General features: G+C 49.9%; 13 protein-coding genes. All 13 read left to right on the forward strand.

Annotated elements, in window-relative coordinates:
- Nucleotides 1–52: 52 nt before the first annotated feature.
- The 13 genes from AC1XUF_RS21670 to AC1XUF_RS21730 all read left to right on the forward strand — a co-directional run bounded on the left by AC1XUF_RS21670 (nt 53) and on the right by AC1XUF_RS21730 (nt 25,231).
- Complete coding sequence (locus AC1XUF_RS21670) at nt 53–3,265, forward strand: SusC/RagA family TonB-linked outer membrane protein (protein ID WP_483343924.1); 3,213 nt, start codon at nt 53–55, stop codon at nt 3,263–3,265.
- 7 nt (nt 3,266–3,272) lie between these two features.
- Complete coding sequence (locus AC1XUF_RS21675) at nt 3,273–5,087, forward strand: RagB/SusD family nutrient uptake outer membrane protein (protein ID WP_483343925.1); 1,815 nt, start codon at nt 3,273–3,275, stop codon at nt 5,085–5,087.
- A gap of 371 nt (nt 5,088–5,458) precedes the next feature.
- Nucleotides 5,459–7,903: a glycoside hydrolase family 95 protein gene (locus AC1XUF_RS21680; RefSeq protein WP_483344044.1), complete on the forward strand. Its 2,445-nt coding sequence runs from the start codon at nt 5,459–5,461 to the stop codon at nt 7,901–7,903.
- Nucleotides 7,904–7,939: 36 nt separating this feature from the next.
- The gene (locus tag AC1XUF_RS21685) at nt 7,940–9,616 is read left to right on the forward strand and encodes a glycoside hydrolase family 43 protein (RefSeq protein WP_483343926.1); all 1,677 of its coding nucleotides are present in this window, start codon (nt 7,940–7,942) and stop codon (nt 9,614–9,616) included.
- A 7-nt stretch (nt 9,617–9,623) separates the two neighbouring features.
- Nucleotides 9,624–10,145 carry a VOC family protein gene (locus AC1XUF_RS21690; RefSeq protein ID WP_483343927.1) on the forward strand — a complete coding sequence of 174 codons (522 nt, stop codon included), beginning with the start codon at nt 9,624–9,626 and terminating at the stop codon, nt 10,143–10,145.
- A 29-nt stretch (nt 10,146–10,174) separates the two neighbouring features.
- Nucleotides 10,175–11,776, forward strand: a complete 1,602-nt coding sequence (locus AC1XUF_RS21695) for a glycoside hydrolase family 43 protein (protein ID WP_483343928.1) — start codon at nt 10,175–10,177, stop codon at nt 11,774–11,776.
- A gap of 85 nt (nt 11,777–11,861) precedes the next feature.
- The gene (locus AC1XUF_RS21700; RefSeq protein ID WP_483344045.1) at nt 11,862–13,754 is read left to right on the forward strand and encodes an alpha/beta hydrolase-fold protein; all 1,893 of its coding nucleotides are present in this window, start codon (nt 11,862–11,864) and stop codon (nt 13,752–13,754) included.
- A 35-nt stretch (nt 13,755–13,789) separates the two neighbouring features.
- A complete protein-coding gene (locus tag AC1XUF_RS21705) occupies nt 13,790–14,875 on the forward strand; it encodes an endo-1,4-beta-xylanase (RefSeq protein WP_483343929.1) in 1,086 nt (361 codons plus the stop codon).
- A 25-nt stretch (nt 14,876–14,900) separates the two neighbouring features.
- Nucleotides 14,901–17,561, forward strand: coding sequence for a sialate O-acetylesterase (locus AC1XUF_RS21710; RefSeq protein WP_483343930.1), 2,661 nt, complete (start codon nt 14,901–14,903; stop codon nt 17,559–17,561).
- A gap of 290 nt (nt 17,562–17,851) precedes the next feature.
- On the forward strand, nt 17,852–18,508 hold the full coding sequence (gene fsa, locus AC1XUF_RS21715; protein WP_483343931.1) for a fructose-6-phosphate aldolase: 657 nt from the start codon (nt 17,852–17,854) through the stop codon (nt 18,506–18,508).
- Between the two features lie 57 nt (nt 18,509–18,565).
- Entirely contained in the window at nt 18,566–20,182 is a 1,617-nt protein-coding gene (locus AC1XUF_RS21720) for a sodium:solute symporter family transporter (protein ID WP_483343932.1), read from the forward strand.
- 334 nt (nt 20,183–20,516) lie between these two features.
- Nucleotides 20,517–23,660 carry a SusC/RagA family TonB-linked outer membrane protein gene (locus AC1XUF_RS21725; RefSeq protein ID WP_483343933.1) on the forward strand — a complete coding sequence of 1,048 codons (3,144 nt, stop codon included), beginning with the start codon at nt 20,517–20,519 and terminating at the stop codon, nt 23,658–23,660.
- Nucleotides 23,661–23,689: 29 nt separating this feature from the next.
- Nucleotides 23,690–25,231 carry a RagB/SusD family nutrient uptake outer membrane protein gene (locus tag AC1XUF_RS21730; RefSeq protein ID WP_483343934.1) on the forward strand — a complete coding sequence of 514 codons (1,542 nt, stop codon included), beginning with the start codon at nt 23,690–23,692 and terminating at the stop codon, nt 25,229–25,231.
- The last annotated feature ends 123 nt before the right edge of the window (nt 25,232–25,354 follow it).

Genomic DNA, 25,354 nt, shown 5'->3' on the forward strand with positions numbered 1-25,354 from the left:
TAAAACATTAAATCATATATCAAATATGCATGACTGTTTATTAAACCATCACATGTTGGCTAAGATTTTGGGGATCTCAGGCCTTCCTATTTTACTCCTGGGCGGGGCTGTGGCCGGTGCCTCGCCGAGCATGACAGCTTTGGCAGACCGTAGTAGCAGGCAGAAGTCGGTATCCGTTGCGGATATCGAAATTACGGGTAAGGTCACCGGCGCAGACGGACAAGGCCTCCCCGGTGCGAATGTACTGGTGAAATCCACAGTCAGAGGGACCAGCGCGGATCAGAACGGAAATTATAAACTGACAGTCCAGAATGGCGAAGCGGTACTTGTATTTTCCCTGGTGGGTTACGCTTCGAAGGAGGTTGTGGTGGGTACGCAAAACATCATTAACGTGACGCTTGCTGTCGACGACAAAACGCTGGAAGAAGTGGTGGTGGTTGGTTATGGAAGCCAGCGGAAAAGGGACGTGACAGGCTCGGTTGTTTCGGTCAGTGAAAGCACCTTAAAGGAAGTACCCGCGCCCAACCTGATCAGTCAGCTGAAAGGTCGTGCGGCGGGTGTCTCCATTGTCAGTAACGGAAGCACGCCGGGTTCGCAGGGGCAGATCAGGATCAGGGGAAACCGGACGCTCACAACAAGCTCGGGTTCAAGCGACGGCCTTGATGGACCGCTGGTGGTCGTCGACGGCATCCCTTTTGGCGGTTTAAATGACATTAATCCCGACGATATTGTCAGTCTGGAAGTGTTAAAGGATGCTTCGGCAACAGCAATTTATGGCTCACGCGGGGCCGGCGGTGTCATCCTGGTGACGACCAAGCGAGGTAAAGTCGGCAAGCCGGTATTCAGCTACGACGGCTATCACGGAGAAACCCGGGTCATGGGTAAGTTTAATGTCATGAACGGCCCGGAATATGCCCAATTTAAGGCAGATGCAGCCAAATACAACCGGACAAGCCCCGGGACATCGGGCTATTTGCTTACCCAGAAGGAGCAGGAGGCACTCGATCACGGCGTATCTACCGACTGGCAGGACCTGATTTATAAGCCTGGCTTTATGTCCAACCACCAGCTGGGCATGCAGGGTGGCGTTGAAAACACGCAGTATTCGCTGGGATTGGGTTATTTTAATGAAACAGGCATCATTCCAAGCCAAAATTTCCAGCGGTTCAACATTCGCGCAACTATTGACCAGCGGATCGGGAAAAACGTAAAAATCGGACTGAATACCCTCAATACCCTGACCTACCAGAATACGCCCGGAGGAGGAGGCGTGCCAGGCGGACTCGTGCGCCTGACACCGCTCGCTTCTCCCTACAATGCCGATGGAACTGTGAATCAGTTCCCGTCGGAGGGTTCCATAGATGCAGCCGGGGTGAGTCCGCTTACAATTCTGACCAAAAAAGATTCCTATCTCGGACGTACGCGTTCACTGAGAACATTCAACAGCATTTACGCGGAGGTGACTATTTTGCCGGGACTAAAATACCGTTTCAACGCAGGCTTGAATTTCAGTCAGTCTAATTACAATGGTTACAATGGGCCGCTGACCTATTTCAATTCCGCGACACTGCAATCGGCATCCACAGCGGAAATCAGTAACACCGAATACTGGGATGTGAACCTGCAGCACTTGCTTTATTATGACAAAACATTTGCCGGTAAGCACAAACTCGGTTTCACGGCCCTTTATGAATATACCAAAAACCACTCGCTCGGAAGCCGCTTTACCGTGACGGGAGTTCCGGCCGACTACATTAAGACCTCAAATTTTTCACTTGCATCGGGGCAGCCTGTGGCGAGTTCGGATTATGGCAACTCGTTTTCGGAAACCGGGCTGCTATCGTATATGGGCAGGCTTAACTATGGCTACGCCGATAAATATCTGCTGACATTGACCCTGCGCAGGGATGGGTCTTCGACTTTATCTCCCGGCAATCAGTATTTCAACTATCCGGCGATCGGCGTGGGCTGGAACGTTGTGGAAGAAGATTTTATGAAAGCGGCAACGTTTGTTTCCAACCTGAAACTGCGCGGGGGCTGGGGGATATCCGGGAACCGGAATGTGGGTGCGTATTCGACGCTGGGAGCATTGTCGGCGGGTTATTACAATTTCGGAACGGGTACTGCCGGGCAGCAGCTGGCCTATACGGTCACCAGTCTTCCTTCAAGCAATCTTAGCTGGCAGTCGACATCGCAGCTGGATATCGGTATTGATTTCGGCTTTCTGGGCAATCGCATAACGGGTTCGGTAGACTGGTACCATCAAAAAACCAAGAACATTCTGCTGTCTGTCCCCCTGCCGCCGAGCAATGGTGCCGGTTCTACCCTTAAAAATCTTGGCAAAACAGAAGGCAAGGGGCTGGAAGTGACCACAACCTTTGAAATTGTCAGAAGACCGAAAGGGTTCAACTGGAGCGTAGACGCAACCTATTTCTTCAACCGGGAGAAAATCACACAATTGACTACGCCTGATGAAAAATCCAACGTAGGTGCGGGATGGTTTGTAGGGCAGCCGCTTTCGGTAATTTACGATTACAAAAAGCTGGGCATCTGGCAGACCCGCGACGCAGAAGACGGTACTTTGGCCAAACAGACTTCGCCCGTCCAGTTCGCAGGACAGATTAGGGTGCAGGATCTCAATGGCGACGGAAAGATAGACGCCAATGACCGGCAGATCCTGGGCAATTTCCAGCCCAAATGGGAAGGCGGACTGACCAGCCGTTTTAGTTTCAAAAATTTCGACGCGTCTGTTGTTACTTATGCACGTATGGGGATGAAGGTGCTCGTACCGTATCTGACCGGCAACTCGACAGGTTCGGGCGGGTATGCATTCTTCAACCAAAGCCGCGTGAACCAGGTGAAAGTGGATTACTGGACAGACACCAACCCGACCAACGCATTCCCGGCACCCGACGCCAGCGGCGCTGTGGCGAACTTTGGTTCCACGCTCGGCTATTACGACGGTTCGTTTATCAAGTGCAGGAGCATTAACCTGGGTTACACCTTCGAAAGTAAGATCATCAGGAAGATCGGTGCTGCCTCGGCCAGGATTTACGTGAACCTGACGAATCCGTTCATCATTTACTCGCCTCTGGTGAAAGACAATCTGGCCATAGACCCGGAAGGCAACAGCTATGCTAGCGGACAATCCACGCTCAATCCGCAAGGGGCCAGCGAACGCAGTGCGCCGGAGCGGCAGATTTCGGTAAACCTGAACAATCCACCGGTAAGACAATTTACTGTGGGTGTAAACCTTAAATTTTAATCCGACTATGAAATCCATAAAAATTCTGATCACCGCTGGTCTGATCGCCTCAATGAGCTCAGGCTGTGAAAAAGTGCTCGAAGAACATCCGCAATCCCAGATCGTTCCTTCCTATTTCAATAGCCCGTCGGGCGTCCTGGGAGGGATAGCGGGGGTTTACAACGACATCCGCAGTCAATGGGGGACCGAGGGGTTTACCGTGGAAATGCAGGCCGGGACTGATGAGTTCATACAGGGCGTCAACTCTGGTGGAGTTTCTGCTTACACGTACAATGGGCTCAATGGCAGTAACTTCGGGTCGGCCTGGAGCGTAGCGTTTCAGGATATCAATACCCTGAACGGCGTGCTTCAATACGGTGCGACCATTGACCTGCCGGAGGCCACGCGTAAACAGTACCTGGCACAAGCCAAGTTTTTAAGGGCATTCTGGTATTTCTATCTGGTACAAACCTGGGGCGATGTTCCGCTTCACACGGAATTTATTACGGTGCCCTCGCAGGCGGCTTCACGACAACCTGCTGCGGAGGTTTATGAGCTGATCGTCAAGGATCTCACGGAAGCTGCGGCGGACTTGCCTAACCAGCCTACAGCTCCATTCCTCGGCAAGGCCGCCACCAAGCCAGTGGCACAGTTCCTGCTTGCCAAAGCCTACCTCACCCGAGGTTGGCTGAACAATACAGCTGGGGATTTTACACAGGCTGCCTCGATCTGCGACGACATCATCGCCAACAAATCAGCTTATGGCCTGGATCTGTGGCAGGATTATGGAGATGCTTTTGTTCCGGCAAACGATTATGGAAAAGAAACGATGTTTGTAAGCGACCACGTGCTGGATCCCAAATATGGTTATTACTCCGTGGGCGGAGCGGCGGGGGGCGGCGCAGCCCAAAACCTGAGCCCATGGTTCACCAACTGGAATTATCCCAACAACAGCGGAATCAATTCGATCAAAAATGCTGCCGGGGCTTTTGTGAACGGCGGAACCTCAGGCATGATCCGCGATGCGTACTATGGTCGTCCGTATGTGCGCATGCGGCCCAATTCTGATAAACAGTCTGCAGGCCAGCATGTTGACAAGAACTATTTTCTCGATCAGGCCTTCACCAACCGCGACGTCGATTCACGTTATGCCAATTCATTTTACACGGTATACATTTCAAATACAGCAGTTACCAATGCTGTTAATGCAAACAACAATAGCCGTGGAATAGCTTATACCACAGTCCCGGGTGCTGACACGGCCGTCTGGCTGCCCGACTATGAAGTGCCGGGTGCGCCTCAATTTGTAGGTACAAGGCCATTCAAGGGTATTGTGGTTCCGCCCAGCCTATGGAACAACGGGATTTTCCCGGCTTTGAAAAAATTCATGGATCCCAGCCGAGGCGCCAATTTCAACGATCCTTCCACGCGCCCCTGCGTTTTGTACCGTTTCTCGGATGTTTATGTGACCGGAGCCGAAGCCTATTTCAAGGCAGGCAATGCGGAGAAAGCGGCAGCGCTGATCAATGTTGTGCGTCAGCGGGCAGCATTCCGAAAAAGCAATACGACCGCCCAGAATACCGCCGCCGCCGCCGCTATGGCCATCGCCGCGAGTGACGTTACCCTGGATTTCATCCTTGACGAGCGCAGCCGGGAATTTTTCGGTGAATGGCAACGCTGGCACGACCTTGTACGGACGCGTTCGCTCGTGCGGCGTGTGCAGGAGTGGAACAAGGAAGCAGCCCCGTACATCAAGGATTTCAATCTGCTCCGTCCTATTCCGCAGTCCCAGATCGACAGGGTCGTAGACGGTCCCAAGTTTCCGCAAAATCCGGGTTATTAGCCTCAATTCCTGTCCGGATCAAATAGCCTGGGGTGCGGCGGCAGAGGGCCGCTTACACCTCAGGCTTATTCTGTCACCGATTTGGGCATTAAGGGCGACATGGTATGGCTGGTAAGAAAGCCTGCAGGTCCTGCTGTAGGAAAATCAGTTTATTACTATTGTCAGGAAAAAGTTTTGTTTTTTATTAAATACCTCATAATATTGCACCTATTAAAGTGTCATTTTGACACATTATTTATTGAAGAAATAGGACCCGGATTCAAGTTTTCCGATAATAAGGAATTAATGAGGGTGCCAGGGCCTGTATGCAATAGAAGAATGGACTATAAAATGGGGCAATCTGTATGAAACGAATTTTTTACCTGCTGTTCATGGCAGCTGCTTTGACCGGTTATGCACAGAAACCCCGGGTACAGCGTCTCTGGTACGACAAACCTTCGGGTAATACCTGGGAAAATGCGTTGCCGGTGGGGAACGGCAGGCTGGGAGGGATGGTGTACGGAAATGTAGCTGACGAGACGATCCAACTCAATGAGCATACCTTATGGTCGGGAGGGCCTAACCGCAACGATAATCCCGACGCGTTGGCTGCATTGCCCGAAATCCGGAAGCTGATTTTTGAAGGAAAACAAAAGGAGGCCGAAAAGCTGGCCAATAAAGCGATCATCACCAAAAAGTCGCACGGACAAATGTTCCAGCCGCTCGGCGAGTTGCATCTGACCTTTCCAGGGCATGAAAACTATACGGATTATTACCGTGAGCTTGATATTGAGCGTGCCGTAGCGAAGACGACCTATAAGATGGGCGGCGTGGCTTACACCCGCGAAGTGCTGGCCTCTTTCCCCGACAGGGTGATCGTGGTCCGTCTCACAGCCGACAAACCCGGCCAGCTGACTTTCAATGCTTCGTATTCGACTTTACACATCCATAAGGAAATCAAAACAACACCCGCCGGGGATCTCACCATAGCGGGAACCGCCGCTGACCATGAAGGTGTGAAAGGTGTTGTCCGGTTCAAAGGGATCACGCGGATCAAAACGGAAGGCGGCACGGTTTCGGCCAGCGACACGGCATTGATGGTGAAAGGGGCCAGTGCAGCCACGATTTTTGTTTCGATCGCCACCAACTTTAAGAATTATCAGGATGTAAGCGGGGATGAAAATGTGCTTGCGGCTGCCTATCTGGACAAAGCCTCGGCAAAATCCTACACGGCGATCCTGAATCCCCATATCGTTGCTTACCAAAAGTATTTCAGGCGCGTCAGGTTTGACCTGGGCACGACGGACCTGGGCAACCGACCAACCGACGTAAGGTTGAAAGATTTTCGGAATGTAAATGACCCGGAACTGGTTGCGCTTTACTATCAGTATGGTCGCTACCTTTTGATTTCCAGTTCACAGCCCGGTGGCCAGCCGGCCAATCTGCAGGGGATCTGGAACAACAAAATGCGGCCGCCCTGGGATAGCAAGTACACTATCAACATCAATGCGCAGATGAATTACTGGCCTGCGGAGCGCACAAACCTGAGCGAGCTGCACGGGCCTTTTCTGAAAATGGTGGAAGAGTTGTCGCAAACCGGCAAGGAGACCGCCAAAACCATGTACGGCGCCCGTGGCTGGATGGCACATCACAACACGGATATCTGGCGGGCGACCGGCGCCATCGACGGTGCCTTCTGGGGCATGTGGATCGCGGGCGGCGGCTGGACGAGCCAGCATTTGTGGCAGCATTATCTCTATCACGGCGACAAGGCTTATCTGGCCAGAATATATCCGGTACTGAAAGGCGCGGCGACCTTCTATGCCGATTTTCTGGTGGAACATCCTAAATATCACTGGCTTGTTGTAAACCCGGGAAGTTCTCCCGAAAACGCGCCAGCCGCGCACGAAGGCTCATCGCTGGATGCGGGGACGACGATGGATAACCAGATCGCATTCGACGTTTTCAGCAGTGCGATCCGCGCGGCGGAAATTTTGAAAAAAGACGCTGTATGGGTCGACACGCTCCGACAATTGAGAAAACGCCTGCCGCCCATGCACGTCGGCCAGTACGGACAATTACAGGAATGGCTCGACGACGTGGACGACCCGAACGACCACCACCGGCATGTTTCGCATTTGTACGGCCTCTTTCCTTCTGACCAGATTTCCGCTTACCGTACGCCTGAACTCTTTTCCGCCGCCCGCACCACATTACTGCACCGCGGCGACGTCTCCACCGGGTGGAGCATGGGCTGGAAAGTGAACTGGTGGGCGAGGCTGCAGGACGGAAATCATGCATTTGCATTGATCAAAAACCAGCTTTCGCCATTAGGGACTTCAAAAGAAGGCGGTGGTACTTACAACAACCTTTTCGACGCGCATCCGCCGTTTCAGATCGACGGGAACTTTGGCTGTACCTCGGGTATCACCGAAATGCTGATGCAAAGTGCGGACGGTGCCGTGCATTTGCTCCCGGCATTGCCAGATGTGTGGCAGGCAGGAAGCATTGGCGGACTGCTGGCGCAGGGAGGCTTTGAGTTGGTGGATATGCAATGGAAAGAAGGAAAACTGACGAAGGTAGAAGTGAGATCCAAGCTGGGCGGCAACCTGCGGCTGCGGGTCCCTAACTCCTTGAAAATGGCGAATAACCAATCACTGCAAATGGCTTCCGGCGAGAATCGCAATGTATTTTTTCAAAATGAAAAAGTGGCTGATGCCGTGTTGTCGGCTAAAGCAAACCTGTCTCCGTCTCACGTGAAGCAAACGTTTCTTTACGACGTACCTACGCAGGCCGGGAAGGTGTATGTGTTTGTTGACCAATCATTTAAAAAGTAATTCAAAGAATTTTAGAGCCCGGTTCATATCAGAAAGATGAAAAACTTGACTACCACAATACTGACTGCATTTGTATGCTTCACGCTCACTGTTTCGGCGCAGACTATCAAGCTGGTCAACCCGATATTGACCGGTTTTTACCCAGACCCGAGCGTGGTGCAGGTCGGTACCGATTATTATCTGGTGAATTCCACTTTTTCCTATTTTCCGGGCATTCCGGTGTTTCACAGTAAGGACCTGAAAAACTGGAAGCAGATCGGGAATGTGATCGACCGGTCGTCGCAAATGGATTTCATGGGCGAGAAATTGACAAGAGGCCTTTTCGCGCCCGCGATCAGCTATCACAACGGCACTTATTATGTGACTTGTACGGACATTGACCATGACGGAAATTTCGTGGTCACCTCCAGAAATCCGGCTGGCCCGTGGAGCAACCCGATCCGCGTCCCACAAGCGCGGGGCATTGATCCGTCGCTGTTTTTTGATGAGGATAACAAAGCATACATCATTTACAACAGCGATCCTCCTGAAAGAAAGTCGTTGTACCCAGGACACAGGACGATCCGCATTTATGAGATCGATCCGGTTACCTTGAAAGTGATTGGAGAGGAAAAACAGCTGGTCAATGGGGGCGTGGACCTGAGCAAAAAGCCGGTCTGGATCGAAGCACCGCATATGATGAAGCGAAATGGCTGGTACTATCTATATGCTGCAGAAGGCGGGACGTCGGTTAACCACACCGAAGTTGTTTTTCGCAGCAAGTCGGTTTGGGGGCCGTTTGTCCCTTACGAAAACAACCCGATCTTAACCCAAAAAGGATTGCCCGACGATCGAAAAGACCCCATCACTTCGGCGGGCCACGCGCAGTTTGTGGACGGGCCGGATGGTAAAACTTATGCAATTTTCCTTGCCGTGAGACCTTACGAAGGCAACTATTACAATACCGGCCGCGAAACCTTTATCGCGCCTGTGGAATGGAAAAATGACTGGCCGATCATCAATCCGCCCAGCAAGAATGTTGAATATACATACACGGCCAACTACAAGGAGGTAAAGCAAAAGGACGCACTTCCACAGGCCGGCAATTTTGAGTATACTTTGACATTCGGAAAGCAGCTGGACCCTGCCTTACTTTTTATGCGCACCATCGACAGCAGTTCTTTTTCCTTATCAAAGCAAAGCGGCCTGTCGATGAAATTAAAACCCGAAACCATCATGGAACTGGGAAATCCTTCATTCATCGGAAAGCGTCAGCAGCATTTGTACTGCACTGCGGAAACGGAGCTTGATTTTTCCCCAAAAACAGAAAAGGAAAAAGCAGGCCTCACCATTTTCCAGGACGAATCACATTTCTATTTTATATGCAAGTCAGTTGAAAATGGAAAGCAGGTGGTTCAGCTGTACCGAAGCGGCACCGATAAAAAAAGCATGGAGTTGATTGCTCAGGTACCGGTAACGGACATTTCAAAGCCGGTTAAAATGCGGATTGTGGCCGAAGGCGGTACTTACAGCTTTTATTTTTCAAAAGGCAGTTCCTGGGAGCTGCTGAAAGACAAAGTCGACGGCAAGTTCCTGAGCACGCAGGTCGCGGGTGGTTTTATCGGCTGTTTGTTTGGAATGTATGCAACTTCATCCGGTGAGCAAACAGCAAATTCTGCCGCTTTTAAATACTTGAAATACAGTGGTAATGATCCGATGTTCAAAAACAAATAAGTAACCTATGCAAAATTCGATTTTTAAAAACCTGTTGATAATTTCCGCGCTGTTCTTGTGCAGTCTGGTTCATGCCCAATCAAATTTTACCAGTAAGACCATCGGAGTAGGCGTGGTGGTTGCTGATATGGAACGCTCACTGGATTTCTACGTAAAAGGAATAGGCATGGTGAAAACCGGCAACTTTACGATCAATGCGGAATTCGGCAAACAGGGCGGTCTGACTGGCGGTGAGGCCGTTGAAGTCAACATACTCAAACTTGAAAACAGCCCCGAAGCCAGCGAATGGAAGCTGATGAGCTTCCGTAAAAAAGCCGCTCACCCTGCGCAAAAATTTATCCAGGATGATACTGGTGCGCAGTACATTACTATTCAGGTTAAGTCCTTAAAACCCATTATTGAAAGGCTGAAAGAGCAGAAGGTACCTTTTCTGGGAAGCACGCCTACACCTTTGAATAAAGATGCATATTTCGTGTTGGTCCAGGACCCGGATGGAACCTTTGTAGAACTGATCGGGCCGATCGAATAGCAAAAAGTGTCCTGTTTGCCTTTTGTCCAATGAAAGAAAAATCGTTGTTAAGCCTGATTTTGTGCGTTTTGATTTTGACGTCTTTGTCAAAAGCGCAGACTGCAAAAAATCCGATCATTTTTTCGGATGTGCCTGATGCGGCCATGATACGCGTGGGGGACACCTACTACATGAGCAGTACCACCATGCACATGAGCCCGGGACTGCCGATCATGAAATCCAGGGACCTGGTGAACTGGCGGCTGGTGAGTTATGCCTATGATACCCTGGCCAATATGGATGAACTGACTCTGTCCAACGGAAAAAGCACTTATGGCAGAGGTTCCTGGGCCAGCAGTTTTCGCTATCATAATGGATTGTACTATGTGACCACCTTTGCTCAGACAACCGGCAAAACATACATTTTTACCACAAAAAACATCGAAAAAGGGCATTGGAAAATGTCTTCCTTCAGACCTTCCTATCACGACCATACCTTGTTTTTTGATGACGACGGCAGGGTCTATCTTATTTTTGGCGCGGGTAAAATCAAAATGATCGAGCTGGAGTCCGATGCTTCTGCTGTGAAGCCCGGCGCTGCCGAGCAGGTCATAATTGAAAACGCGAGCCTGCCGGCGGGTACCGGGGGCGGACTGCCTGCCGAGGGTTCACAACTTTTCAAGGTCAATGGGAAATATTACCTTTTCAATATTTCCTGGCCCAGAGGCGGTATGCGTACGGTAATCATTCACCGGGCAGACAAGATCACGGGGCCTTACGAAGGGCGGGTGGCACTGCAAGACCTTGGGGTGGCACAGGGCGGCCTGATCGATACACCGGACGGAAAGTGGTATGCCTATCTTTTTCGCGATTATGGCGCTGTAGGGCGCATTCCTTATCTGGTGCCGGTCAAATGGGAAGACGGCTGGCCGGTATTGGGCAAGGACGGAAAAGTGCCCGCGACACTCGATCTGCCTGCAAGTAAGGGGTTGATGCCGGGGATCGTCGCGTCGGATGAGTTTTCGCGAAAAAAAGGAGAAGCAGCACTGCCCTTGGTATGGCAGTGGAACCACAACGCGGCAAATCAATGCTGGTCTGTAACAGAAAGGAAAGGTTTTCTCCGCTTAAAAACCGCACGGCTGGACACCTCTTTCGTGACTGCGCGAAATACCCTCACACAGCGCACCATCGGGCCGTGGTCTGTGGCTTCTACTGCGCTTGACATATCTAAAATGAAGGAAGGCGACCTGGCGGGTCTGGGCCTGCTGCAAAAGAACTATGGTTTTGCGGGTGTCAAAGTGGGTAGCGGAACTTCGTCGATCGTGATGGTTCGGTCCCTCACAGGTAGGGCCGAGGAGCTGGAAAGTGTCCCGGTAAGCCAGAAAACGATCTATTTCAAAGTTGAATGCGATTTCGAAGAAAAGAAAGACCTGGCCAGCTTCTATTACAGCCTGGACGGCAGGATTTGGAAAGAGATTGGAAAGCCATTGAAAATGGCTTATACCATTCCGCATTTTATGGGGTATCGTTTTGGATTGTTCAATTATGCAACTCAAAATGCGGGCGGATATGCTGATTTCGATTATTTCCGGCTGGAGGACAAACGGTCACCCCAGCCCTCCCCGGAAACCCAACTTCCGTCAAAGCCTTAAATACCTTAGTTGTGATCCATATTTACCACCAAACCAGTAAGCCTTTAAAACCATGAAACGACTTTTATTCATTGCGATGTGCCTGATGCTGCTTGCCCTGGCGGGCCGCACGCAGGAGATTCTGAAAGAGATGCCCAAAGGTTACGACACTGTACAGCCCGGCGTTACTGCCGGGAAAATCGATTCAGTTCAATACGATTCGAAAACAGTGGGGAATAAGCGTAAGGCGCTGGTTTACACGCCTCCTGGTTTCAACAAAAAGAAAAAATATCCCGTCCTGTATCTTTTACATGGTATTGGAGGGGACGAAAAGGAATGGCTGAAGGGCGGTAATCCGCAGTTGATCCTGGACAATCTGTATGCCGAAAAGAAGATCGAACCGATGATCGTGGTGATGCCCAATGGCCGGGCCATGAAGGACGACAGGGCCACTGGCAATATCATGGCGCCCGACAAGGTGGCTGCCTTTGCCACATTCGAACAGGACCTGCTGAAAGACCTGATCCCGTTCGTAGAAAGCAAATATCCGGTTTTGAAAGACCGTGAGCACCGCGCCATCGCAGGACTTTCGATGGGCGGCGGCCAATCGCTGAATTTTGGTTTGGGCAATCTGGACCAGTTTGCCTGGGTGGGCGGATTTTCTTCTGCGCCGAATACGAAGGTTCCCGCCGAATTAATGCCGGATCCTGAGGAAGCGAAAAAGAAGTTGAAATTGCTTTTCATATCCTGCGGCGACAATGACCGGCTGATCACATTCAGTAAACGGACGCATGATTACCTGTTCGAGCACGCTGTCCCGCACATTTATTACATCGAGCCGGGCGTGCACGATTTCAAGGTCTGGAAAAACGGCCTGTACATGTTCTCTCAGTTTTTGTTCAAACCAGTGGACAATGCTTCGTTATCCAAGTACACCATACTTGGCTCGCGGGCCGAGACCAACATCCGGTCGGCGCAATATCCGCAGATCCTGCCGGATAACCGGGTCGTATTCAGGCTAAAAGTGCCGGGTGCGCAGAAAGTGCAGATCGACCTCGGTAAAAAATATGAAATGGCGAAGGATACCGGCGGCTACTGGAATGTGACGACGGATTCTATCGGCAAAGGTTTCCACTACTACTCGCTGCTGATCGATGGCGTAGCGTTGGCCGACCCGGCCAGCGAGACCTTCTATGGTATGGGACGTATGGCCAGCGGCATTGAGATACCCTACCGGAACGGCGGTTTTTATGCATTACGGGATGTTCCACATGGCGAAATCCGCATTAAAAAATACCTTTCGAGAGCAATGAATGCCTGGCGTGAAATGTATGTCTACACGCCGCCGGGTTACGATAAATCCACCGAGAAATATCCGGTATTGTACCTGCTTCACGGTGGAGGAGAAGACCAGAGAGGCTGGGCTACACAAGGTAAAACGGACCTGATTTTGGATAACCTGATTGCCGAGGGAAAAGCAAAACCCATGGTCATTGTCATGCTGGATGGAAACATGGGCGGCACTGGCGGTATTGCGGGCTTTAATGAAAATGTACTGAAGCAGTTTGAGAATGAATTGAAGCTAGGCGCGATCCCATTTGTCGAAAGCAATTTCAGGGTAGAGACCGATGCTAAGAACCGGGCACTTGCCGGCCTTTCGATGGGAGGGCTGCAGACCTTGTACGCCGGAGTGAAAAACACAGAAATGTTTTCGTCGCTGGGCGTATTCAGCTCGGGCTGGTTTGCGAACAATACAGCGCTCGCAGACCCGCAATATGCATTCATGAAAACCAATGCCGAAAAGATCAACGGTAACCTCAAAAACCTATGGATTTCGATGGGCGGACAGGAAGATATTGCCTTCAACAACTGCAAAATCATGCTTGGGAGGTTTGATGAGCTCGGAATCAAATATACTTATAGCGAATATCCCGGCGGGCATACGTGGCCTGTGTGGCGGCACGATCTGTTCCAGTTTTCGCAGCTTTTGTTCAAATAAAAGGTCACTTCTTTCAACAACTTCAATACTAGGTTATGGTAAAATCATCGGCATTTGGGTTTTGGGTGAGGTGCGCGGCCGTTTCGGCGGCATTGCTTTCTTCGGAGAGCCTTTTGGCCCAAAAATCACTTCACGTAGCATATAAGGATTTCTTTCCGGTCGGCGTGGCAGTCGCGCCCAGGAGCTTGTCCGGCCCCGAGGCTGAGCTGATCAAACAGCAGTTCAACAGCATTACCCCGGAGAACGCAATGAAAATGGGCCCGATCCATCCAGAAAAAAATCGTTATAACTGGAAAGATGCAGACGCCATCGTGGAATTCGCGCAAACGAACGGGATAAAGGTGAGGGGCCACACACTATGCTGGCACAACCAGACACCCCGATGGTTTTTCACAGATTCACTGGGTGCACAAGTTACGCGCGATGAATTGCTGGCCCGGTTAAAACAACATATCACCGATGTGATGACACGCTACAAGGGTAAAATCTACGCCTGGGATGTGGTTAACGAAGCGGTACCGGATACCGGCAAGGGGATTTACAGAGAATCAAAATTTTACCAGATCATTGGCGAAGATTACATTCAAAAGGCATTTGAATATGCACATGCCGTAGACCCTCAGGCCAAACTTTTTTACAATGATTACAATACGGAAAGCACGGCCAAAAGGGAAAAAATTTATCAGTTGGTAAAGAGATTGAAAGAAAAAAACGTCCCGATCGACGGTGTCGGTCTGCAGGCGCACTGGTCCATCTATGAACCTTCGCAAGCAGAACTTGAAAAATCGATTACGCAGTTTGCGGGCCTGGGGCTGGCTGTTCAGATCACGGAATTAGATGTTTCGGTATATCCAAAAGAACATGAACGCAGGGAAAGAAAGGCTGGTGACGAAAGTGTGTTCACAGCGGAAATGGAGCAAAAACAGTCTGCCCATTACAAAATGATCTTTGACACATTCAGAAAATATAAGGGCACCATTACAGGCGTTACATTCTGGAATGTTTCCGACAAATCGACCTGGCTGGATAATTTCCCGGTTCCCGGCCGCAAAGATTACCCGCTGCTTTTTGACCAGAATTACAAGCCCAAGAAGGCTTTTGAAGGCGTAGTTAATTTCTGACGTTTTGCCCCTTACCTGCTATCTGATGCGATTATTGCACTTTGTATGGTTACTGATTTTACTTGCCGGAGATCTCTCCGCTCAGATCCGCCTGCCCAAGCTGATTGCGGATAACATGGTCTTGCAGCGCGACCAGCCACTTACGATCTGGGGATGGGCCGCGCCCAAGGAAAAGGTTACCGTGACATTTAAAAATAAAAAACGCGGCGCGGTAACGCAGGCAGATGGTAAATGGGAAGTCCGGTTCCCGGCGGAACCAGCCGGAACCGGTTATGAAATGTGGATAAAGGGTAAGAATGAGATCCGCGTCAGGGACATAGCTATAGGCGACGTGTGGTTTTGCAGCGGGCAAAGCAATATGGTTATCAATATGGAACGGGTGAAGGAGCGTTTTCCCGACGATATAGCATCTGCCCGGTATCCTGATATCCGCCATTTTTTCATACAGCCATTGACAGACCTCAATGGCCCCCGGCAAGATTTTCCCAAGGGTGAATGGATGTCGGCCAACCCCAGGGACGTGCTCAGTTTTGGCGCTGTTTCTTACTTTTTTGCGAGAGATCTTTACGATCAATACAAAGTTCCCATCGGGATTATCAATAGTGCCGTAGGAGGTACACCGATCGAAGCCTGGATCAGCGAAGGAGGTTATAAGGATTTTGCTGATATCCAAAAGGTTATTGCCCGGAACAGGGACACATCGTATGTGCAATCCGTGAGGAATAATCCTTTGGACGGTGGGCCGAAGCAGCCCAAAGTGGGCGATTTGGGACAAATCGAACATTGGGAAAGCGAAGCATATCAACCCAAAGGATGGCGGAACTTCAACATGCCGGGGTATTGGGAAGATCAGGGCATGAAAGATCTGGACGGGGTGGTTTGGTTTCGGAGGGAGTTTGAAGTGCCTGAAAGCTGGATGGGAAAGCCGGTGAAGCTATTCATGGGACGCATCGTAGATGCAGACCAGATGCATGTCAACGGAAAAAGCATTGGCGGCGTGACTTACCAATATCCGCCCCGGCGGTACGAAATTCCTGCGGGATTGCTGAAAGCAGGCAAGAACGTATTTGTAATAAGGGTTTCCAATTCAGCTGGAAAAGGCGGCTTTGTGCCGGACAAACCATATTTCATGACAGCCAATGGGCAGCAGATGGATCTTAAGGGGACCTGGCAGTGCAAGGTCGGCGAGGTGTACCAGCCCAATAACGTTGCGGATGTTTCCTTTGTCGCTCAAAATCAGCCGGCTGCTTTGTATAACGCCATGGTCGCGCCGGCGCTGCCCTTGAAGCTGAAAGGTTTTGTATGGTATCAGGGCGAATCGAACGTGTCCCATCCCGATCCCTATCGTGCGCTCCTGCCTGCCTTGATCAATGACCGCCGAAAGCTCTGGAATGATGAAAACCTGCCGTTTCTTGTAGTTCAATTGCCAAATTTTCAGGACATTAACTATGTGCCCTCAGAAAGCAACATGGCACTCCTCCGGGAAGCGCAGAACCAAGCACTTTTGTTGAAAAACACGGCGGTAACGGTGACGCTGGACCTGGGGGAGTGGAATGACATTCATCCATTGAACAAAAAAGATATTGGAAAAAGACTGGCACGCTCGGCCAGAAATCTGGCATACGGGGAAACGGGCGTGGTTTACAGCGGCCCGAAACTTGAATCGCAGAGCGTTGTAGGCGACAAGGTTATTCTGACATTCGAAGATGTGGCCGATGGCATCCGGTCCAGTGACGGGGAAGCACTACGCTGGTTTGCGGTAGCGGATTACGACAAGAAGTTCGCCTGGGCCAATGCACGGATTTTGGGAAAAAACCAGATCGAACTATCCAGCGAAACGGTCAAAAAGCCGAAATACGTCCGATATGCCTGGCAGGACAATCCCGAGGGAATCAATTTTTATAATTCCGAAAACTTACCTGCTTCACCTTTCAGGACTGATGGAGAAATCCTGGACGAATCGAAACCCTGGAAAGGGAAAAAATGTGCCGTTGTGCTGACCTATGATGATGCATTGCATGTACATCTCGATCACGTGGTGCCTGCGCTGGATTCACTGGGCCTGAAGGGTACTTTTTATCTGACGGCTTCGTCGGATGCGGCCCGCAACAGGATCAAAGACTGGCGGGCAGCCGCTGCGAACGGACATGAACTGGGTAACCATACCCTGTACCACCCTTGTGATGCAAGCGGTCCGGGAATGACCTGGGTAAAGCCAGAGTATGATCTCAGCAAGTACAGCTTGGGCAGGATTCAGGATGAGGTCAAGATGTGTAACGCTTTTTTGAAATCGATTGACGGTCTTGATGAACGCACATTTGCCTTTACCTGCGGGCACAAAAGAGTAGCTGAGGGGGAATTTATACAATCGCTTTCCAGCGAACTGATGGCGGCGCGGGCAGTCAGGCATGAGATGCATTCGCTCGAAGAGCAGAACCTGATGGACATCGATTGCTACGGAATGGCTGAGCAGACCGGGCAGGAGATGATCAATCTGGTCAGGAAAGCGCAGGAGAGTGGAAAATTGCTGGTTTTCTTATTCCACGGAGTAGGCGGTGAACACCCATTGAATGTTTCGAGGCAGGCGCACAGCGAGTTGCTGCATTACCTGAAAGAACAGCAGGACGACATTTATGTGGATACGATGCTGCATGTCGCAGAGCATATCCGCAAGTTGAAGAAATAATTCTGGTTGATCCGTTCACAGCCATGTAGTTACCCAACCAACGAATTCGTCCCAATTTAACATTCTTACCCATAATCCGAACAAATGTGCTCACCGCAACTGCATTGTAATGATACCTTTGCCCGCACCCACAAGGTGTATTTCCGGATTTCATTGCGCTCAGGCCCGTGCAGCGTTGCGCTTCAGATTTCCAGAGCTGGTCTTGCATTTACATCATCCTGCAAAAGAGCTGCATGCATGTTTAAAATCATTTATTAAATACAGTTAAATCTAAAATCTAAAACTTTACTATGAAATTTTTTATTGATACCGCCAATTTGAATGAGATTCAGCAGGCGTATGACCTGGGTATCCTCGACGGCGTTACTACCAATCCGTCCCTGATGGCAAAAGAAGGTATAGCCGGCAAGGAAAACATTCTCAGGCATTATGTAGCTATCTGTGATGTGGTCGACGGGCCTATCTCGGCAGAGGTGATTGCTACGGAGTTTGATCAGATGATCGGTGAGGGTGAAGAACTTGCCGCCCTTCATCCGAATATTGTCGTAAAAGTGCCTATGATCAAAGACGGGATCAAGGCGATCAAATATTTCAGCAGCAAGGGCATCAAAACCAACTGCACGCTTATTTTTTCTGCCGGACAAGCATTACTGGCAGCCAAAGCTGGTGCCACGTATGTCTCTCCGTTCATTGGGCGGCTGGATGATATTTCTGCGGACGGGGTGGGGCTGATCAGTCAGATCAAAACAATTTATGATAACTACCAGATCCGTACAGAGATCCTCGCCGCTTCCATCAGAAGCCCGATACACATTCTGCGTTGCGCTGAGGTCGGTGCAGATGTAATGACCGGGCCGCTCAGCGCCATTACTGCTTTGCTTAATCACCCTTTGACAGATTCGGGCCTGGCGAAGTTTTTAAGCGACTATCAAAAGGGGAATTCCTGAGCCGTGGATCAGGTCACAACAATCATTTGGTCTTTGTAAATTAACAGTATGGTTTCAATGAAACAGTTACAGTTGCTGGATTACATTATCTTCCTTGTTTATTTCATGATTGTATCGGCTTATGGTTACTGGATTTATAACCGGAAGAAAAGCAAGTCGGCATCTACCAAGGACTTCTTTCTGGCGGAGGGTTCCCTGACCTGGTGGGCGATCGGGGCATCCCTCATCGCTTCCAATATTTCCGCGGAACAATTTATAGGAATGTCAGGAAACGGTTTTTCGATGGGGCTGGCCATATCAAGCTACGAGTGGATGGCCGCAGCCACGCTTGTGATTGTCGCGCTCTTCTTCATGCCTATATACCTGAAAAACCACATTTTCACGATGCCGCAATTTCTCAGTCAGCGCTACAACCCCACCGTTAGCCTGATCATGGCGATCTTTTGGCTGGGCCTGTATATTCTGGTAAACCTGACTTCGATCCTGTACCTGGGAGCCTTGGCGGTTTCCGGCATTTCGGGGCTGGATTTTAACCTGTGTATGTGGGGGCTGGCTATTTTTTCCATCGTGATTACCATTGGAGGAATGAAGGTCATTGGCTTTACGGATGTGATACAGGTCTTTTTCCTGATCATCGGCGGACTTGCGACAAGTTATATCGCGATCAATCTGGTGTCGGATAATTTTCATACGGAGGGGCTGCTCGATGGCCTGAAAATGATGAGAGCGCACCATGACGATCACTTCCATATGATCTTTAAGGAAGGCGGCCCACATTACATGGAACTACCGGGCCTTACGGTATTGCTGGGAGGTATGTGGATCGTCAACCTGAATTACTGGGGTTGCAATCAGTATATTACCCAGCGCGCCTTGGGGGCGGATCTTAAAACCGCCCGCAACGGACTTTTATTTGCTGCTTTTCTAAAACTGCTGATGCCAGTTATTGTAGTTCTGCCGGGGATCGCCGCATATACCCTCTACAACCAGGGCTTGTTTCAACAGGAAATGACTGAGCACGGCGTGATTGTAGCCGACAAAGCATACCCCGTATTGCTAAACTTACTGCCCGAAGGATTAAAGGGGTTATCGTTTGCAGCGCTTACCGCCGCGATTGTAGCGTCTCTCGCAGGCAAGGCCAATAGTATTTCAACAATTTTCACGCTTGATATTTTCAAAGTCTACATCGGAAAGAACAAGACGGAGGCACAGCTGGTCACAATCGGGCGGATCGTCATTGTAGCTTCCATGATCATGGCTATATTCATTTCACCCTTCATGGGGATCGATAAGGCGGGCGGTTTTCAGTTCATCCAGCAAATGACGGGTCTGCTGTCGCCGGGAATTTTTGCGTCCTTTATCATGGGGTTCTTCTGGAAACGCAGCAACTCGGCCGGGGCCTTATTCGCTATAATCGGTGGGTTCATTGTGGCGCTCTGTATGCACAACAACTGGCTGCCATTTACTGATTGGGCACAGGTCCCTTTTTTAGATCGGATGGGTTGGGTATTTGTGATTTGTATCATAGGAATGTTTGTGCTGGGCTTTGCCCTGCCCGACGAGAAAAAAGGGCTAGCAGTGGATCCGCTGATGTTCAAGGCCCATAGGGGCTTTTTATGGGGGGCTGCTATGATCGGTCTTATGCTGATTGCCTTGTATACGTATTTTTGGTAGCTATCACCGTTTTTGATCCTGACTTCAAATTTCTTAGCGCAGCGATTGTACAGCTTTACTGAATCGCTGCTTCATAGTACTTGTGCGGTCTTTTTTTTGCATTTGATCATTATTTGCTCTTTAAATAAAAAATAATTCGCGAAAAATTAATATTTATTTAAGTGTAGTCTTGACATATATTAAAATTCTGATACATTTGTAAATAGGATTGATCTATTGATTAATTGGATATAATCCTAAGCCAATGTCCCGGTTGCTTTTCGTTCCTGTCTCCCTACCTGGGGGTTATTTGCGCTGTTTTACAAGTGTCATTTTCACATTTAAATCATTTTCTATGAAGAATCGATTACAAATCTTGTCCCGTTTCAGGGGAAGTTGGTTAAGCGGGTCTGTCGTCGTGCTACTGCTATCAGCGCAGCTCGGTTTCGCTATGCGCATCGCTGAACAACAGGTTGTCGGAAAAGTTACTGCCGACAATGGAGAGGCCTTGCCAGGTGTGAACGTCACCTTGAAAGGCAGTAGCGTGGGAACAACAACTGACACGAAAGGAGACTACGCGCTGAGTGTGCCTTCCGAAAGTAGTGTGCTCGTTTTCAGTTTTATAGGTTATTCCAAGCAGGAAGTAACGGTGGGTACCAAAACCCGGATAGATATCCGGCTCACCGCAGAGGACCAGGCTTTGGAAGAAATGGTGGTGATTGGTTATGGTACCCAAAAGAAGTCGTCGTTGACCGGCGCAGTTTCTTCGGTCTCACCCAAGGAACTGACAGCCCTGCCAGTGATCAGCGCGGAGCAGGCTTTGCAGGGGCGGGTGCCCGGAGTAAGGGTGGTCAATAATGGCAGCCCGGGGCAAACACCGGTTGTACGTATAAGGGGTATCGGTTCCATCAACTATGCCTCCGGGCCGCTTTATGTGATCGACGGGATCCCAGCAGGAGACCTGAATAACCTGGACCCTAAAGACATCGAGTCGCTCGAGGTTCTGAAAGATGCCAGCTCGGCAGCCATCTACGGTTCGCGGGCCTCCAATGGCGTGATCATTATTACAACCAAAAAAGGGTCCAAAGATGGCAAACTGCACGTTAACCTGGACACTTATTTTGGCACCCAATCGGCTTGGAAAAAGCTGGACCTGCTCAATACAGACCAATATATTCAATACGCGACGGCACTGCTCGGCAATGCAGGCATTGCCATGCCGGGAAGGCTGTCGGATTTGAACCAGCCTATTTACCAGGGTGCTACGCAGACATTTGCGCAAACCCATACCAACTGGCAGGATGTCATGTTTCGCAGGGCGCCGATCCAGCAGCATCAGTTATCCGTTTCAGGGGGTAACAGTGTTTCCCGGTTCTTTACCTCGGCAGGGTATTTCGACCAGGAGGGTATTTTGATCGGGACCAACTACAAGCGTGCAAATGTCCGCCTGAATTCCGACCACCAGGTTACCAAGTTCCTGAGCATCGGCCAGACTTTCACGGTATCCTATGATAATGCGCGTGGCGAACAAGGTTTCGGAGGAGGCCGTACAGCCGTCATGCAAATGATCCGTAACCTGCCTTACTGGCCTGTTACCGATCCAACCAAAGTAGGCGGTTACAGTTCCCCCACAGCGGCCGATGGCAGCGACCCTGACAATCCGGTCCGTATTGCATTGATGGATGTTACCCGTAACCAACATTTAAAAATGCTGGGCTCTATTTTTGCAGAAGTGAAATTGGCCAGCTTTCTGAAATACCGTTTCAGTTTTGGCGCGGATATCGTTTCAGCGACTACGACCAATCAGTTCCCCATTTATAACGATGGTTTCAAATCGAGAACCCAATACGAGATCAGGGACAGTCGTACCAGTTACTTTTCCCCGGTGCTGACCAATCAGCTGACTTTTGAGAAAACTTTCGGCAAGCACCTGCTGAATGTGACTGCGATTGTAGACAAGCAGACTTTCCGGTCTAATACATTAAACGGATCGGGATACAGGCCAAACAATGATATCGACGAGTTGCAGGGTGTTTCCAATCCCACAGCCACGAGCTCACTGGACGAAAGCTCGCTGATTTCATACGTAGGCCGTTTGAACTACGAGTATGCCGGGAAATACCTCCTGAGCGGCTCCATCCGCCGCGACGGTTCTTCCCGCTTTGCCCCCGGAAACAAATGGGGTACTTTCCCGTCGCTTTCATTGGGATGGCGGATCAGCGAGGAGGAGTTCCTGAAATCGGTGCCGGAGATATCCGAGCTGAAAATCCGCGCCAGCTACGGACAAACCGGTTTTAATGGGATCGGCAGCTATGCATGGCAGGCACTCGTTTCTGCCGATAACAGTAATTATGTTTTCGGAGGTAATAAAGTACTTGGTTCGTATTTCAGCTCACTCGCCAATACGCAGCTCAAATGGGAAAGTACTACCATGACCAATCTGGGCATTGACCTGGCTTTGTTCAATAACAGCGTGACATTCACAGCCGAAACTTATCAGAGGAATACGGACGGTCTGCTGTTACAGGTACCGATCCCCAATTCGGTAGGTTATTCGACTTCGCCTTTGTCGAACATTGGAAGTATGAAAAACTGGGGTTACGAATTCCAGTTGGGTTACAGTAAGAACGACGGCGATTTCAAGTGGAATGCATCGGCTAACCTGGACATCACCAGGAACAAGGTACTGAGCCTTGCCACCCCGAGCGCAACACTTTTCTCAGGCGCCAATTCGGATTTCGGAGGGTTTGACATTACCAAAACCGAAGCAGGACATCCGATCCAATCATTTTTCGGCTGGCAGGTAGACGGGATTTTTCAGAACCAGGCCGAAATCAACGCTGCCAATGCATTGGATGGGGACGACAAAACCAAATACCAGGACCAGGCCGCACCGGGAGATATCAAGTTCAAGGATTTGAATGGTGATGGTAAAATTGATGCTTCCGACCGGGCTTATAATGGTAGTTTTATTCCCAAATTCAGCTACGGGGCCAATCTGGGCGGAAACTATAAAAACTTTGATTTTACCCTCTATCTTCAGGGTGTGCAAGGTAATAAGATCTACAATGGCACAAAAGTGATCGAGCAGGGTATGCTGCGGTTGTTCAATGCCGGTACGGATGTGTTGAACGCCTGGACGCCAAGCAATACCAATACAGATGTGCCCAGGGCCATCAGCGGCGATCCAAACAATAATAGCCGATCAAGCGATCGTTTTGTCGAAAGCGGATCTTACATGCGGATTAAGAATTTCAGTATCGGATATTCTGTGCCAGCTAAAATCCTCTCGACACTCACCAGAGAGACGATCAGCAAAGCACGTATCTACGTATCTGCGACTAACCTGCTGACATTCACCAAGTACACAGGATTGGATCCTGAGGTAGGGGTGAACGGGTCTTCTACCGATACGGCAACACAGCTGATCAACGGAATTGACTACGGTATGTATCCGCAGCCAAGAACCCTGCAAGTGGGTTTGAGTGTAGGGTTTTGATATTGACACTTTTATAAAAGGAAACTGAAATGAAAAAGAAACTGATCATTATTTACGCCCTTCTGTTCGGGATCGTATTTGCCTGTAATGACGATACGCTTGAAAAGACGAACCCCAATGGCGTGACCGTGGAAGGTTATTATAAAAATGGGGCTGAACTGACCAGCGGTGTCACCAGCGTATATTCCATGCTCAAATCCAATAACCTGGTTGCAAGGGAATGGTTTTTCCTCCACGACCTGCGCAGCGACGATGTGGCGGCAGGTGGCGGGCAGCTGGAAACCCCGCGTAACCAGTTGCTGCTGGGGACCCATGATACCGGAAATTCTGTTTTGGGTACTGTTTGGCTTGCCTACTACCGCATGATCCATCGTGCCAATGCAGTCGTGGATAATTCTGAAAAAGTCACCGACCTGGCTGACGCGGACAAAAAAAGGTTACTTGGGGAAGCCCGTTTTTTAAGAGCTTATTCCTATTATGAACTGGTTAGCCTCTGGGGCGCTGTGCCACTGTACAAAAACTATGTACTCACAGTAGATGGTAGTCTGCCGAGATCACCGGTGGAAGAAGTTTACGCTTACGTCATTTCGGAATTGCAGGCAATCCAGGCAGACTTGCCTACTACCTACGATGCTGCCAATCAAGGTCGTGTGACTAAGGGTGCGGCCCAAATGTTGTTGGCCAGGGTTTACATGCAAAAAGGGGATTATGCCAGTGCGAAAACAGAGCTTTTGAAAGTTTACAATTCGGGAGTTTATGCGCTGGTGGATAACTATAACGACAATTTTCTGGAAGAAACGGAGTTCAACAAAGAGTCTATTTTTGAAGTTAATTTCTATCCATCCGGCGGGGTCTACAACTGGGACGGAGATGGAAACGGCGCCACAGCCGGAACCGAAACCGTCCGTACGCAGGAATACTCAGCGATCGGATGGCGCAACGTGATCCCCTCCAACAGCTTGCTGGCGGAATTTGAAAAAACGACGAAAGGCGACGCCAAGACAGACCCGCGTTACGATGACTCCTTTTACTTTACAGGTGAAAAATACAATAAAGGCGCCAATACGCTGACCGACGGACAGCAAAATGGTAACTCATCGGTGGTGGACGGGGTGACCCAGAAGATCAGCTGGCAAAAATATTCGCTTATGTACAAAATGAACGAATCGTTCTTGACCGGCGCTATTAACCAGCGGATTATGCGTTTTGCGGAAACGATTCTGGCGCTTGCCGAAGTGGAAAATGAAGCAGGAAATATCGCCGAGGCGGTTAAATACCTCAACATGATCCGCGCACGCGCAAGTGTAAGCATGCCAGCCTATCCAACGGCGAAATTCCCTGTGTCGACTAAAGACCAGGTTTTCGCGGCGATCATGCATGAAAAACGCGTGGAACAGAGCGGCGAACAAATTAGGAACCGGGACCTTTTGAGATGGAGAAAACAAGGCAAACTGAAGGTCGAACCGATCGCCTACTTCCAGGCGAACAAGCACGAACTGTTGCCAATTCCGCAACAGGAAGTAGATAACAACGCCAAGATCGAACCGACTGACCAGAATCCTGGGTATTGACATTGACACAATGTTAAATTAACACATGATTTATCGCTTATTTGTCACCCTGAGTGCAGCCGAAGCGCAGAAGCATTATGTAAAAGCAAAGTGCCGAAGCAGAAACGCCCTTCGACTGTGCCC

The sequence above is a fragment of the Dyadobacter sp. HNCC25DJ185 genome (genome assembly GCF_056895195.1).

Coding starts and splice junctions, on each gene's coding strand:
- AC1XUF_RS21700 (WP_483344045.1), top strand. CDS start 11,862: ATGCTGCTTGCCCTGGCGGGCCGCACGCAGGAGATTCTGAAAGAGATG.
- AC1XUF_RS21670 (WP_483343924.1), top strand. CDS start 53: ATGTTGGCTAAGATTTTGGGGATCTCAGGCCTTCCTATTTTACTCCTG.
- AC1XUF_RS21720 (WP_483343932.1), top strand. CDS start 18,566: ATGAAACAGTTACAGTTGCTGGATTACATTATCTTCCTTGTTTATTTC.
- AC1XUF_RS21695 (WP_483343928.1), top strand. CDS start 10,175: ATGAAAGAAAAATCGTTGTTAAGCCTGATTTTGTGCGTTTTGATTTTG.
- AC1XUF_RS21725 (WP_483343933.1), top strand. CDS start 20,517: ATGAAGAATCGATTACAAATCTTGTCCCGTTTCAGGGGAAGTTGGTTA.
- AC1XUF_RS21730 (WP_483343934.1), top strand. CDS start 23,690: ATGAAAAAGAAACTGATCATTATTTACGCCCTTCTGTTCGGGATCGTA.
- AC1XUF_RS21675 (WP_483343925.1), top strand. CDS start 3,273: ATGAAATCCATAAAAATTCTGATCACCGCTGGTCTGATCGCCTCAATG.
- AC1XUF_RS21685 (WP_483343926.1), top strand. CDS start 7,940: ATGAAAAACTTGACTACCACAATACTGACTGCATTTGTATGCTTCACG.
- AC1XUF_RS21690 (WP_483343927.1), top strand. CDS start 9,624: ATGCAAAATTCGATTTTTAAAAACCTGTTGATAATTTCCGCGCTGTTC.
- AC1XUF_RS21680 (WP_483344044.1), top strand. CDS start 5,459: ATGGCAGCTGCTTTGACCGGTTATGCACAGAAACCCCGGGTACAGCGT.
- AC1XUF_RS21710 (WP_483343930.1), top strand. CDS start 14,901: ATGCGATTATTGCACTTTGTATGGTTACTGATTTTACTTGCCGGAGAT.
- AC1XUF_RS21705 (WP_483343929.1), top strand. CDS start 13,790: ATGGTAAAATCATCGGCATTTGGGTTTTGGGTGAGGTGCGCGGCCGTT.
- fsa (WP_483343931.1), top strand. CDS start 17,852: ATGAAATTTTTTATTGATACCGCCAATTTGAATGAGATTCAGCAGGCG.